This is a genomic window from Paenibacillus sp. FSL R5-0908 (genome assembly GCF_038006245.1).
Taxonomy (GTDB): Bacteria; Bacillota; Bacilli; order Paenibacillales; family Paenibacillaceae; genus Paenibacillus_AQ; species Paenibacillus_AQ odorifer.
Map to the genome: position 1 here is coordinate 6,982,444 of NZ_JBBOUV010000001.1, position 14,144 is coordinate 6,996,587.

A 14,144-nucleotide genomic window follows, 5' to 3' on the forward strand; every position below is an offset into this window, starting at 1 on the left:
TCATCCTTTATGGTGAAAATATTCTACGATTTGCCGTGCTGGAGCCCCTGCTTCTTGAATCAACGAGGAGAGGATCGTCTCCCGCTCATTTCTCCATCCCTCTGCTGTTTCCAAAAGATGGCCTATCTCAGCAGCAACTTGTCCAGCATCTAATGATTGGGTCGTGCCCACAGGCTGACACCGAACTCTGTCTAGAAAATGATCAATTTTCGGATCATAAGAGATCCCAATCAGCGGAACTCGCCGCCCTGCGGCATAAATCAGGCTATGAAGACGCATTCCGATCAGCACTTCACATTGCCCTACTTCCCGCAGCATGTGTTGCGGATGACTGGCATCTTCACAAATACTGACCTGCCCCCCATGCTGGCTTATATTTTCTTCCAGCTTCTCCATCACATAACGTGAGGCTTCAATATCAGATGGAAGATGAAACGGAAGGAATCTTAAATGCAATGGTTTTTCAAGATTCGCCTTAATCAAGCCTTGAGCAAGAGCGTCCAGCTCCTTGCGATCTTGTTCCCAATAACGTACCGAAATACCTACTACCGGAAGTGAATCTGAAGACTCTGGCAATTCAGCATCATCAGTATCTTCAGTATCTTCAGGTAAAGATAAGCCCATCACTGGGTCAGGAACAACCTCTATGTTCTTCTGTTCTAATCCCATAGAAAGTAAAAGCTCGCGGGATTGTTCATCCCGCACAGAGATATAGGTACATTTGCGAAACACTGATTTGATTAATGGGTGGAAAAGCTTACGATTCACAGGTCCGATTCCTTGAGCATATATAAAGGTCGGTTTACCCATCCACTGCGCAAGCTTGATAATACCTAAATAGTAAGGAATACTCTTGCTTCCTGTTACATCTTGCAGCAAGCTACCTCCACCGCTGATCAGGCCAGAACTCTCATAAATAGCTTGACGGACTTCAACCAGCTTCATCCGGTGCACAGATTTCACTCCATATGTGGCGCTAGTCCACTCAGGATCGATGGACAAGACAATGGGTTCGATCTCTATACCTGCAGCTTGAGAATGTTGTTGCAGTGCAATCAATATAGATTGCAGTACCGCCTCATCCCCGCTGTTATGGAAACCATAATAACCGGAAATAACTATCTTTTTAGGAGTGGTGACCATCGTTTCCAACACCCTTCTGCAATTTGCCATACGATTACGGCAATTACACCAATGATCAGTCCTAATCCAAGACCGAGCAAGCCACGAATGAGCGAGATCAGAACTGGCGAGTGAATATGTGCAAAGGTATCCACCATGGATAGCTGACCGATTACAGCAATAATCATGATAAACGCTGCATTCCGATATCTAAAGGCCAAGAATGCCCCAAGAATTAATAACGGATGCGCTAGCAAAAACTCTTTATTACGCGGCCGAACGCCAACCGTATTTTCCAAGAAGGTACGTAAAACCATTTCCAGCGGACTCACACTGCCACCGTTACCTGTACGGGTCATGTAATAATAACCAACAACTGCCAAAACAAAAGCAATGATAATCATCGCAAATGTGATTGGTGTCCGCAGTAGCTTGCCTGTCTTGTTAAAGACAAAGTCCCCACGATACAAAAGCACGTAAAGTGCCACAAGACCGATAGGCGCCATATGAAGAAGACTGACACCACGGAACTGGTTGAGAACCAGGCTATAAGTAACATTATTAAGCAGTGCTATCATAAACGGCACAGCACTCAAAGAGATCAGTGAAGTCTTAAAATAAAGCACTAAGCTATGTGTAAACCGGCGTTGCGGGCTCATAGCCTTATAGGTAAGGGGATTACTCCGTAGAGGTGGCCCCATTTCATTAACCTTACGAATGGCAAGCACAACGGCAAGCGTTGGTGCACTTATCGCAGCGGCAAGCGCGAGCGCTTGTTCAAACATTTCAGGCTTCACTAGCATTAGGCCTGCACTTCCAATCAGACCTAACACCCAAGCAGCAAGCGTGAGCTGTGGAATGAAGTAAGAGACCAGCAGAGCCACTAAAGACACTGCTCCAACCACCGCAACTAGCTTAAAGTAACGTTGATAAGAGGAATCTACAACCTCAAATGCCGTAGCTTGTCCCAGTTTAAATCCATTGTCTTTAATCTGTTCAACAGCTCCGCCTGGTTCGCTTAGGCTGGTAATAAGGTTATCTAATGTATCTGTAACCTGTGCCTTAGCAGTATTTCTTGCAGGAATCGTGTTTAAGTAGATCATGCGGATATTCCGATCCTTTGTTGCCAGAGCGAAACGGTCCGAAATTACTTTTGGATCTAGGGCAGAATCTCCCTCACTAAGGGAATATAGACGTGTCACATTATAATCCAGCAAATAAGCGAGCCTGTTGAAGCCCTTTTGCTGTTTCTTAATATTCTCAATTGCTGCAATCCCCATTCCACGTTCCTTAAGGAGATTAGCAAAGTCAGTGATACTGCCAGTATCGGCATCATCATTAAACCCTTTAACAGACTCACCTTCAAATAGAATCCGTTTAACACCCAATTCCTCATAACGATCCAACAGCTTCTTTACCGTGGCTTCATTATAAGTCAGTGAATCCACAAGACGAGGTACAATACTGAATCCCTTGCTGTGCAGCATCTCCAGTGTAAATGGATCGGGCTGTAGCGGCTTCAATGTAGCGTCTTCTAGCGGAGTCTCAATGATAAGACCCTGCTGTCCGCGGAAACTCCATTCTCTTGAATTAATCCCAAGATTACTAAATGCTTCTTTAATTACAGGCGCTAAAGTATCGCTGTAATCAGCACTGGTAAAAAGAATATAGGTATAGTTTTCATTTTCAGGAATGATCGTGTCCGTAAGATTAGCTATATCAGCCGCACCCCATATCATCAGACGACGCGCCTTACGATAATCTTCCAATGTGCTTTCGTAAATCGCCATACTCTGAACACCAGCGTCTTTAAGGCGATCTAACTGCTCGGAAATATAATCTTGTGGATTTGCACGATAGCTGGCTACATCAACCAGATCACGATAATCAAATACAAATTCTACTGTCTTGGAAGACTTCTCCGTCTGCAGTCGATCATAGACCACAGGCAAGGCTGCTATAACGCCAACCACAACTATGATCCACAGCCACTTTCGGGAAGTAATATTCCAACGTTGCCATTTTTGCCGCACCAAAAGTACCTCCTCTTTCGCTTTAAAAACTCTTTTAACAAAAGTAGAAACGGATCGTCATCCTTTTAGAGACGGTACCCGTTTCTACATAAAATATAATTCACAATATAGAAGGCACTCTATATTTATTATTGTCCTCCGTCAACGCGAGCCATAACCTGTTTCGACAGTGCAGCAACCTTATCCTTAGCATTCTGCAGAGAGTCTCCTACTACTGCAAAATAAACTTTAATCTTAGGCTCTGTGCCGGAAGGGCGCAGGCAGAACCAAGATCCGTTAGCCAGCAAATACTTCAGTACATTTTCCTTCGGCAGTCCATTTAAGCCCAGGGAATAATCCTGAATTTCTGTTACGGCAGATCCAGCAATTTCTTGTGGTGCATTAGAACGCCAATCATTCATGATTCCTTGAATTTGCGCAACGCCATCTTTGCCTTTCAGCGTACGGGACTCCAAGCTTTCCAAGAAGTATCCGAACTGCTCGTACAATTCCTGAAGAACATCATATAATGTTTTGCCTTGAGCTTTATAATAAGCACCTGCTTCAGCGATAAGCATAGCAGCAAGAACAGCATCTTTATCACGAGCATAATTGCCTGCAAGATAACCATAGCTTTCTTCATATCCGAAAAGATATGTGTATTCTCCGGATTGTTCGAACTGCGTCATCTTTTCTCCAATATATTTGAAGCCAGTTAGCGTATTAAATACAGTTGCACCATAATGAGAAGCTACAGCAGCCCCCATTTCACTAGTAACGATAGTCTTTACAACCGCACCATTGCTAGGCAGCTTTCCTTGTTCCTGCAAACGACTCAAATAGTAATGAATCATCAGTGCTCCGGATTGATTGCCGGACAGAACAACAAATTTACCTTCATTGTCGCGAACTACCGCACCCATACGGTCTGCATCGGGATCCGTGCCAATCAAAAGGTCAGCATTCAACTCTTCGCCTAGCTTCATAGCCAGCGTAAAAGCTTCACGTTCCTCCGGGTTCGGAGATTTCACTGTAGAGAATTCAGAATCCGGCTGCTCTTGCTCAGGTACAACATGCACCTGGGTGAAGCCGATTTTCTCAAGTACACGGCGGACTGGTAAATTACCTGTACCATGCAGCGGAGTGTATACGATTTTAAAGTCTTTTCCAAGCGTAGAGGCAATCTCTTCACTTGCAAGACTGACCGCAGCAACAATAGCGGTAAACGCTTCGTCATCCTTCTCTCCTAGCCAGTGCAACAGCCCTTGAGCTTCAGCTTCTTCTTGCGAAATCCGCTTTACACCATCAAAAGTGTCAACCTCTAGTATGTAAGAAATGACCTTTTCGGCTTCGTGTGGTACAAGCTGTCCGCCTTCCGAATTATAGACCTTATAACCATTGTATTCAGGAGGGTTATGGCTCGCGGTGATTACAATACCACCCGTTGCTTTCAAATAACGCACGCTGAATGACAGCTGTGGTGTTGAACGAAGGGAAGTAAACAAATGCGCCTCGATACCATTAGCAGCCAGTACGAGAGCAGCCTCAAGTGTGAATTCAGGCGAGAAGCGGCGAGAGTCATGCGCGATAACAACCGAAGGTCTGCCTTCTCCAGTATGCTTTTCTAGAATATAATTAGCGAAGCCTTGTGTAGCTCTGCCAACAGTATAACGATTGATACGATTGCTGCCCGCACCTATAACCCCTCGCAAGCCGCCTGTACCAAATTCTAAGTCTCTGTAAAAACGCTCTTCAAGCTCCTGTGGCTCATTCTCCAGAGCGCGAAGCTCTGCCTTTGTAGCCTCGTCAACAGAAGGGTCCTGCAACCAGCGGGATAATGTGTCTGCCGCTTTTGCACTTAATTGAGTCATATGAATCTCTCCTTTAGATATATTTATAAAAAAATAAAATATTTAGCTCAGAGCAAACATAATTTCTCCAGAGGCTACAACCTTACCTTCAACGGAAGCAGTAGCTTGTCCTTTTCCGATGCTGCCCTTAAGGCGGGTGATCTCTACTTCAAGAGTAAGTGTATCGCCCGGTACCACTTGACCACGGAAACGGAATCCGTCCAGCCCAGCTAAAAAACCGATTCGGCCGCGATTAGCTTCTACTCCCAGAATAGCAACCGCACCCACTTGAGCAAGGGCTTCTGTAATCAGCACACCCGGCATTACCGGATAGCCCGGAAAGTGACCTACAAAGAACGGTTCATTGATCGTTACATTTTTAATTCCTACAGCTTTTTTGCCCATTTCAATCTCGATAATTTTGTCCACCAGCAGAAATGGAGGCCGATGGGGGATGATTTCTTGAATTTGGTTGATATCCAGCATTATGACAAAACTCCTTTCGGATGTTGCACATTTTCTTTTATTCTTTGCCGAAATGCATAAAATTAGGCAAGTTCGGTAAAAACTATATTTATCCTTCACCAACTGCAGAAGTGGAGGTTGAGATAAGGGGCTTTCTCCACCGGATGCGGCAGCATGGCGGAGAGGGCCCTTTTTGCTGCCCGAGGCCCCCCACCATTATACATTTTTCAGCATAAAAAAGAAAACTCCCTTATATAACAAGGGAGTGGTTAAATCATCTTCATTTATGGAGCAAAAACCAAATCATATACATGTCTCCACGTGCTCCACTGCAGAGCATCGCTTAACTCTTTCTTACCCAGGACAACGTAACCGACGGCCAGGCCGCCTCCAAGTGCAGCTACGAGAAGCAAGGGAATAAGAACCCATTGTATCATGGTCCATTTGGAGATCCCTCGTGGAGAGGGTTCTTTCTTCTCTTCCGATTTAACTTTTTCCTGTCGATCCATTCCTTCACCTCTACGCGCGCATGTTATTGGCTAGACCAAACATCTGATCACTGGACGAAAGTGCCCGAGCTACGAGTTGATACGTGCGTTGAATTTGCATCATTTCTGTCATTTCTGAGGTCATATCGACATTCGACTGCTCCAGCCATCCTGAGCGCACTCCAATTCCAGATGCCTCGCCTGCCGCTCTTTGTACAAAAGCCTGCTGTGCTGTAACTCCATCTGCAAGCATATAGAAATTACCATCGACAGCCTTTAAGGCATTCTGTGTCTTAGGTTCTACTATCATTATAGTACCCGCTACCTGAACAGGTCCATTCTCCGTCTTTTTCGTTAACACACGACCGGATTCATCGATAGCAGCATTTACACCTACAGGAACCGTTAGAGGTTTGCCCTCTGTATTTAAAACGGAGTTTCCTGTGTTATCAACCAATACCATCTTTTTAGCATCAGTCGTGTCAGGAATAAAGTGAAAATCACCCTGACGTGTATACGCCGTAGTACCATTGACCTGAACACCAAAAAGCCCGTTGCCCTGAATGGCTAAGTCGGTCGGACTCCCTGTTTCTTTAAGGGGTCCCTCTTCCCAATTCGTTGAGATCGAAGGCACATAAGTCCCAAAACCCATATTAAAGCCTAGGGGTGTAGAACGGCCCGGTTGGTCATAATCATCCGATTGCTGTTGTACACGAGTCAGCACGTCCTCAAAAGAGCCCTGCTTGCTCTTATAACCATTGGTATCCATGTTGGCTAGATTATCAGCTATAATATCAAGCCGCTGCTGAAGGCTCGACATGGAGACTGCTGCACTAATCGTTGAGTTGTTCATAGATCAAACCTCCTATAAGCTCTACCTGTAAAGCTCATTTCCTAAGCACTGCCTATACCCTGCCAACTTCACTTACAGCCTTCTGCAAGCTGCCATCATAATATTGAACAATCTTCTGGTTCGCTTCATAAGCCCGATAGGCGGCATTCAAATCCACAGTAACCTGAGTCGGATCTACATTGGAGCTTTCCAAGTAACCTTGGCGTACTTGCATGTTATCTGTTCCATTAGAGAAACGGATATCTGCCGCCTCTACATCATCAGCGTGAAATACACCATTACCGTCACGTACAAGCTCTTGTGGCTTTGTTACTACACTCACACCAAGCTTGGTCCCTGTCGGAAGTCCTGTTAATGGGTTAAGCAAATTACCCTGCCCGTCCACTTTAAGGGTGTCCTGATTTCCTGTCAAGACAAGAGGCTTGCCTGTGGAATCAAGAACCTTGAAGCCACCACTGCTCAGTACCTCTCCTGTAGCCGCGTTTATTGAGAAGCTTCCATTTCGCGTATACAGGTTATTCCCTTCAGCATCCTGTACAGTAAAGAAGGCCTGTGGACGATAAACAACCTCACCCTCAGGACTTACATATTTGCCTGAACCATCAAAGGAGATATTTTGACCTGTCACAGGATCAGCTACTTGCAAATCCGTGGATAAAGCAAAATCCATGGTCTTGCCGCTCTCTCTTAAATCACCCTGTAAATATTGGGATATCGACTGTTCTGCAAAAACCCCAGTGTTAAGGCGCCCCACTGGCTTTGTATTGCCATTACTCATAGCAGAGATCAATACATCCGGAAAAGCATGATTGACACTGTCAACCTGCTTGTACCCCGTTGTATTCAAGTTAGCGATGTTCTGTGTTGCCGTATCATGTCTACGCTGCTGTGTAACCATACCTGCAGCGGCTGTATATAATCCTCTTATCATGAAGGTAGTCCCCTTCCGAATCTTTTGCTACCTTTTATATCGGCTGCTTAGAACTTTTTCTTAACGACCTTGTCTAAATTATCCAGCATTATTCCTGTTCCCTTAACCACACAATGCATCGGGTCTTCCGCTATCCACACCGGAACATGTAATTCTTCCGAGAGGAGCTCGTCCAATCCATTAAGTAAAGCGCCACCACCAGTTAGAACAACCCCCCGGTCAATAATATCTGCGGATAGCTCAGGCGGTGTACGTTCCAGAACGGACTTAGCAGCTGCCACAATAGAAGAAACCGGATCCCATAGTGCTTCTTTTACCTCGCCTGAAGTAATAGTGAGCGTCTGAGGGAGTCCACTTACCATATCACGACCACGAATATCCATTTCAGCCTGCATCAAGCCTGGACGCACGGTGCCAATTGTAACCTTAATATCCTCTGCCGTACGTTCGCCGATTAACAGCTTATACTTTTGTTTAATATATCTTAAAATGGCCTCATCGAACTTGTCTCCTGCGACTTTAATCGAAGAAGCGGTAACGACGTCGCCCATAGAAAGTACGGCTACATCCGTCGTTCCGCCACCGATATCGACGACCATGTTCCCACTAGGCTGATAAATATCCATTCCCGCTCCGATTGCAGCGGCTTTTGGCTCTTCCTCCATAAAAACTTCCTTAGCCCCGCTCCGCTCTGCCGCTTCCCGTATGGACTTCTGTTCCACAGATGTAATATTTGTAGGGGCGCAAATCAGAATACGGGGCCGTGCGTACCAGGACCGGCCGCCAACGCGGTCGATAAAATACTTAAGCATCATTTCTGTGATTTCAAAATCTGCAATGACACCATCCCGGAGAGGACGGATTGTTATAATATTTCCAGGTGTACGTCCAACCATGCGACGTGCCTGTTCTCCCACCGCAAGGACTCTCTTCGTATCACTTTCAAGTGTGACCACGGAAGGTTCATCCAGAACGACTCCCCTTCCTTTAACATGTATGAGCACATTGGCCGTGCCGAGGTCGATTCCGATATCCTTGCTAAACATAATGAAAGAGCCCCCAAAGTGTTATTTTAATTGAAAAAACAGCAGTTAGTACTAAATTTAAAAATACCATACTTTAGGGGAAGTACACAATGTATTAAAGCTGAATATTTCCTTAAATTTCCGAAAATCTCATGGCTTTGATGCTACAGCAACCTCACGTTTTTTCCCCGTCGATTTTTTATATTTGATTTTTGTGGCTTCTCCCCCCCGAAGATGTCGGATGGACTTGTGATATTCGAGAATGTGCTTCACCTGATCGGCCAGATCAGGGTTGATCTCTGGCAGACGCTCAGTTAAATCTTTATGCACCGTGCTCTTTGAAACGCCAAATTCCTTGGCTATGGTCCGGACCGTATGCCTGGTTTCCACGATGCAGCGTCCGATTTTGATCGTACGTTCCTTGATGTAATCGTGCACGCTCCCGCCTCCCAACTGTGGATAGTTTGGTACATTATATGAGGGGCGGGCTTATATATTCGCGCTTTCAAGACATGACAAGCTATGGAGGGCTCATTTTATTTAATGGACAACCTAATAACCCGTGTTATTAGCATGATGAAATGCCGTCGTTCTCCCTTTAGGTCAACAACCGTTTCCCGCGTAAACAAAAGGCTCATCACAAACATAACCTTAAAAATCCCTATATACACAAAAAAATAGGGGGCTTTCGCCCCCTGCTATAGAAATTTTTATCGCTGTGGCAGTAAATCCGATGGATTGACTACTTTGCCATCTTCGTACACTTCAAAGTGTACATGATTTCCAAGGTTCTTTTCGATCTCACTGCGACCAGCTGTAGCAAGAGTATCTCCTTGCTTCACTACATCGCCTTGTTTAACTTTTGTTTCACCAAGACTTTGGTATACAGTCTTCAAATTACCTTGATGGGTAATTTCAATCACTTTACCTAATACCGCAACATCTTCCACTCTGGTCACTTCACCGCTGAGCGCTGCTTTGACATCGAACGTATTGTTGTCTTCACGGGCAATATCGATTCCGACATTAGGAATAAATTTGTCGTTATATTGCACCATAGCGGCAACGTGATTGTCCTCTGTACCATTCTCATCATAATACGGCTTAACTACTTCTACTTCACCTGGATTAGCTACTGGCCAAGTCATACTTTCCGTTGAAGCAACAACTTCAAGTGCATCTGGACCACCAGTTGTTGTACCAGCTTCGTTAGCGGAAGTTCCTACTTGCTGCGAAGTGGCGGCAGTGTCCTGGTTGAGCGGCTTCTGGCCGGCATCCTGATAGACCCACACCAAGGTTAGTATAATTGCCGCTGCCGCCGTGTAGACTGCTGGGAATACCCAACGTTTAGATACCAGTCTGTTCCATGAAGAAGGTTTTGCGCCAGGTAAATCTCCCTGAGTTTTTTTGAGAGATTCATCTTGGTTTGTTTTGTTTTTGTCTTGTTCATTCATATGGTTATCACCTCAGTAACCAGTGTTACCGGGGTTTTCTCTTTTATACGTATCTTTCAAGTTATTTTTTCAGAAGAGTTGAGATTTGCGTAAATGAGATCCCACTATAATAGTGTTTGAGAATTTGGGTAGCAGTTCCACCCTCTTTGGCCATACCGTTTGCCCCCCACTGGCTCATCCCTACTCCATGCCCATTTCCGAAGGTCGTAATTAAGATCTTATTCCCCTTACGACTCCAACTGAATTGGCTGGATCGTAGGCCTAGCTTCTCTCTCACTTCACGTCCAGTAAATATAGAGCCTCCAATTGAGATCTCTTTAATCCGATGTCCAGTGGTAAGAGACAACACTTCCATAGGTAATCTGGAAGATGATGAAATCTTCGTTGTAGTTCCTGTATTGGTAGTTTCTTTGGAGGCTGGAATGACTTTATCGTTTAGACCCAATCTAGTAAGTATCTCAGCAACAGTAAAGGTGTTAGTCACTGCATAGTTTGGGGTAATCTCTTTCTCCCAGGGACTCGTTACACTGCGCAGATAGGGAATCGCTGCATTCCAATACTCTTCTGAGTTCTCAGTATATCCTCCACTGGAGGCGAAAAAGGAGGCCGTTATCGGCTGCCCTTTATAAGTCATGATCACTCCGCGCGTTTCAAGGACCGCGCGCTGCAGCTTTGCAAGGTCGGCGCTTCTTCCGCCGAGCTTCCATTGCCGTTCCAGCGTGTCCTTAGAGATGTAAGCCTGATGGCTTACCGTATCGGTTACATCCGCCTCCGGAACGGGTACGCCGCTTCTGTCGCCAGCCACCAGGCGGCGCATGATAAAGGTGCGGGCCGCTACGGCCTGCGCTTTGAGCGCTTCAAGCTCAAAGTCGGCCGGCATCTCGGCCGCTAGCACGCCGCGGACGTAGTCCTCCAGCGGCAATGTCTCTATTTGTCCGCTGTGCGACAAATAGACAGAGACGTTCGGCTGCGGCGCTTCCTGCGCAGCCTTCTCCGGCGCCGCCGGAGGGGCCGTGACCGCCGGCACGGCCACAGGCGCCGGTTGTCCCCGGTGTAGCGGGACAACCGCCAGCGGAATCAGCAGCGCCGCCAGGAAAGGCGCTGCGAGCCAGGCGGCGGGGATGAGTCTCCTGCGCCGGGGAGCAAGGGGACGCGAGTGCCAGCGCGTTGTCTTGTTTCTTCGCAAGTAGCGGAAATCTTTCATCTCTATGGCTCCTTCCGTGAATCACTGGTGATTCTTATAGATATGAATTTGCAGCAACTGCTAGAACACAATTTGAGAGAAAGAGAGTTCCTGTCCTCAATCTATTACTAGACCACAGGCTATTAAATTGCATACAAAAAAATCCCCATCAAATGAGGATTCCATAAAAAAAGACCAAGCTGCAAACTGCAGCCTGGTCTCTCCTATTGATTGATATTATACCCAAGTTGGTTGAACCTGAAAGCGTGGTTTAACCTCTTCGTTTTTAGTCGATTCACTCTTGGATACTTCCGGTTTAAGAACTTCATCCTTCACGGTTTGCGCTGAAATATCTTCCATGGAGATGCGCCAAATTTCCGCACCCAGTCCGGACAGTTTCTCAGCCAAATGAACATACCCGCGGTCAATATGATGAGTTCCGCTTACTTCAGTAGTGCCCTCAGCAACCAGACCTGCCAAAATAAGCGCAGCTCCCGCACGCAGATCCGTAGCACAAACCTTAGCTCCGACCAATTGTGCATTACCTGTAACGATCGCTGAGCGACCTTCGATCTTAATCTCAGCATTCATGTTGTGGAATTCATCCACATGCATAAACCTGTTCTCAAATACGGTTTCTGTAACGACACTGGTACCTTCAGAACGCAGCAATAATGCCATCATTTGCGACTGCATATCCGTAGGAAAACCTGGATACGGCAAAGTCTTCAAATCAACAGCTTTGAGAGGCTTGTCACTGATTACACGTATACCGTTCTCGTCAGGAATAATGGTTACACCCATTTCTTCCATCTTAGCAATAACAGGACCTAAGTGATCAGCAATCGCGCCTTCCACATATACATCGCCACCGGTAATTGCTGCAGCCGCCATGTACGTACCTGCTTCGATACGGTCAGGGATTACATGATGTTTGACCCCATGCAGACGTTCTACCCCTTCAATACGGATAACGCCTGTTCCCGCACCACGTACGATTGCCCCCATACCATTCAAGTAATTGGCCAGGTCGACAATCTCAGGCTCCTTAGCTGCATTCTCGATAACGGTCACGCCTTCGGCTAGTGTAGCTGCCATCATTATATTTTCGGTCGCACCTACGCTTGCTACATCCAAATACACTTTGGCACCGCGCAGGCGTCCGTTGCTTTTCGCTTCAATGTAGCCCTGGCCGAGACTAATCTCCGCACCCAGTGCTTCAAACCCTTTCAAATGCTGATCAATCGGTCGTGTACCAATGGCACAGCCGCCTGGCAGGGAAATTCTTGTCTGACCAAGTCTAGATAACAGTGGGCCCATGACTAAAAAAGACGCCCGCATTTTTCGAACCCATTCATAAGGTGCTTCACAGGATGTGATATTTGTAGCATCCACCTGGATAATATCGTTCTGATATGTAACCCCTGCACCCAGAGATTCCAGCATTTTTGATATCGTCATCACATCATCAAGCGGAGGTGCGTCTACAATGACGCTTACTCCTTCTTCTGCCAATAGAGAGGCGGCTATGATCGGTAATACGGAATTTTTTGCGCCGCTAACTTTCACGCTCCCGGTCAATCTGTTGCCACCGCGGACGATAAATTTGCTCATTTTCGGTTTCCCTCCGCGTCCATTATTTCTTAAATTATTTTTTTAGATTAAAGTAATTGCAAAAAAAGTTCTCTACTCCATCAATACGCCCATTTACTCGGGCATGTTCCTTAAAGTTCAGTGTTGACATAATAAAACCTTATTATTCGACACCTTTTGACCACTGCGACCTAAGACACTTATAACCAAACTACATCCCCTTAAAACATATATCGGATCATCCCACTCCAGCTCAGGTAATCCAGGAAGAACCCCGCTACAAAACGACCAAGTACAATGGCCAACAGCAAGTGCAGCAGCCTTCCCTGAGGACTCTTGGGATATCTTATGACCAAATCGAGCTTAAGGTTCTGCAATGCCCACCAAGATAATACAACACTGAGCAAAGATACAATCATTGAGACCATACTGCTGGTTCCAACTGCGCTAGACAACCCACCCGACAATATATCCTCCATGCTAACCCTCCGTGTTCGTATTACTCGGAAATCGACTCTTATATCATACTTGTGAAGGGCAAAAGAATCCAGTACTTTTACAAATTTTTAAACAATTCAACGCCATTATCCAAAATAATGAAGAAATTTTAACCTTTTTTCAATAGATTACTATAATAAAAAGCAGTCAAACCCTAAGGCTTGACTGCTTTTATCCTACTGTTGTCCTTTTCCAGTGGACACTTTAATCCGTGTAACAGCGCGTTGCAGCGCCAATTCCGCACGGCGGTGATCGATATCATCTTGTTTGCTCCGAGTCTGGAGACGGCGTTGAGCCCGTTCTCTAGCCGCTTCGGCGCGCTCAACATCGATATCTGTCGGCAGCTCAGCACTTTCAGCCAGCACGGTTACTTTGTCCTTATGCACTTCAACGAACCCGCCATGAACAGCGATGGAGATCGTAACACCGTCCGATTTGACGGATAACGGAGCAACCTGAAGTGGAGTCACAAGCGGAATGTGTCCCGGCAAAATACCCAACTCGCCTTCGACCCCTCTTACAATCAAGCTATTCACTTGCTTGGAGTAAACGAGATGCTCCGGCGTGACAATTTCCAACAAAAAGGTATTCACTTCCATTCCTCCTTAAAGCTTTACATTGTAAAGCTCGCTTCGAAAGCATGCACTAAGCTTTACGAAGTAAAGCTTGC

The 14,144-nt window shown here is 46.0% G+C and carries 14 protein-coding genes; all 14 read right to left on the bottom strand.

Features of this window, described 5'->3' with window-relative positions; translation table 11 throughout:
- The 14 genes from csaB to MKZ09_RS32055 all read right to left on the bottom strand — a co-directional run bounded on the left by csaB (position 1) and on the right by MKZ09_RS32055 (position 14,067).
- On the bottom strand, positions 1–1,143 hold the full coding sequence (csaB, locus tag MKZ09_RS31990) for a polysaccharide pyruvyl transferase CsaB (protein ID WP_076201904.1): 1,143 nt from the start codon (positions 1,141–1,143) through the stop codon (positions 1–3).
- Positions 1,119–3,155, bottom strand: coding sequence for a DUF5693 family protein (locus MKZ09_RS31995; protein WP_076201906.1), 2,037 nt, complete (start codon positions 3,153–3,155; stop codon positions 1,119–1,121). The genes csaB and MKZ09_RS31995 overlap by 25 nt, the downstream gene beginning before the upstream one ends.
- A gap of 128 nt (positions 3,156–3,283) precedes the next feature.
- On the bottom strand, positions 3,284–5,005 hold the full coding sequence (locus MKZ09_RS32000) for a phospho-sugar mutase (RefSeq protein ID WP_076201909.1): 1,722 nt from the start codon (positions 5,003–5,005) through the stop codon (positions 3,284–3,286).
- A gap of 42 nt (positions 5,006–5,047) precedes the next feature.
- A complete protein-coding gene (gene fabZ, locus MKZ09_RS32005) occupies positions 5,048–5,470 on the bottom strand; it encodes a 3-hydroxyacyl-ACP dehydratase FabZ (RefSeq protein ID WP_036681536.1) in 423 nt (140 codons plus the stop codon).
- 263 nt (positions 5,471–5,733) lie between these two features.
- Positions 5,734–5,958 carry a DNA-directed RNA polymerase subunit beta gene (locus tag MKZ09_RS32010; protein ID WP_036681538.1) on the bottom strand — a complete coding sequence of 75 codons (225 nt, stop codon included), beginning with the start codon at positions 5,956–5,958 and terminating at the stop codon, positions 5,734–5,736.
- Positions 5,959–5,968: 10 nt separating this feature from the next.
- Positions 5,969–6,790: a flagellar hook-basal body protein gene (locus MKZ09_RS32015; protein ID WP_076099680.1), complete on the bottom strand. Its 822-nt coding sequence runs from the start codon at positions 6,788–6,790 to the stop codon at positions 5,969–5,971.
- 52 nt (positions 6,791–6,842) lie between these two features.
- Positions 6,843–7,721 carry a flagellar hook-basal body protein gene (locus MKZ09_RS32020; RefSeq protein WP_076201911.1) on the bottom strand — a complete coding sequence of 293 codons (879 nt, stop codon included), beginning with the start codon at positions 7,719–7,721 and terminating at the stop codon, positions 6,843–6,845.
- 47 nt (positions 7,722–7,768) lie between these two features.
- Positions 7,769–8,767, bottom strand: a complete 999-nt coding sequence (locus MKZ09_RS32025; protein ID WP_036681546.1) for a rod shape-determining protein — start codon at positions 8,765–8,767, stop codon at positions 7,769–7,771.
- 129 nt (positions 8,768–8,896) lie between these two features.
- Entirely contained in the window at positions 8,897–9,184 is a 288-nt protein-coding gene (gene spoIIID, locus MKZ09_RS32030) for a sporulation transcriptional regulator SpoIIID (RefSeq protein WP_036681548.1), read from the bottom strand.
- Positions 9,185–9,456: 272 nt separating this feature from the next.
- On the bottom strand, positions 9,457–10,200 hold the full coding sequence (locus MKZ09_RS32035) for a M23 family metallopeptidase (RefSeq protein WP_036681550.1): 744 nt from the start codon (positions 10,198–10,200) through the stop codon (positions 9,457–9,459).
- Between the two features lie 61 nt (positions 10,201–10,261).
- Positions 10,262–11,404, bottom strand: a complete 1,143-nt coding sequence (gene spoIID / locus MKZ09_RS32040; RefSeq protein WP_076201914.1) for a stage II sporulation protein D — start codon at positions 11,402–11,404, stop codon at positions 10,262–10,264.
- A gap of 216 nt (positions 11,405–11,620) precedes the next feature.
- Positions 11,621–12,997 carry a UDP-N-acetylglucosamine 1-carboxyvinyltransferase gene (murA, locus tag MKZ09_RS32045; RefSeq protein ID WP_076201917.1) on the bottom strand — a complete coding sequence of 459 codons (1,377 nt, stop codon included), beginning with the start codon at positions 12,995–12,997 and terminating at the stop codon, positions 11,621–11,623.
- 200 nt (positions 12,998–13,197) lie between these two features.
- Positions 13,198–13,455 (bottom strand): DUF1146 family protein, encoded by a 258-nt coding sequence (locus MKZ09_RS32050; protein WP_036681556.1) that lies wholly within the window; start codon positions 13,453–13,455, stop codon positions 13,198–13,200.
- 195 nt (positions 13,456–13,650) lie between these two features.
- On the bottom strand, positions 13,651–14,067 hold the full coding sequence (locus tag MKZ09_RS32055) for a F0F1 ATP synthase subunit epsilon (protein ID WP_036681559.1): 417 nt from the start codon (positions 14,065–14,067) through the stop codon (positions 13,651–13,653).
- Between the last annotated feature and the right edge of the window lie 77 nt (positions 14,068–14,144).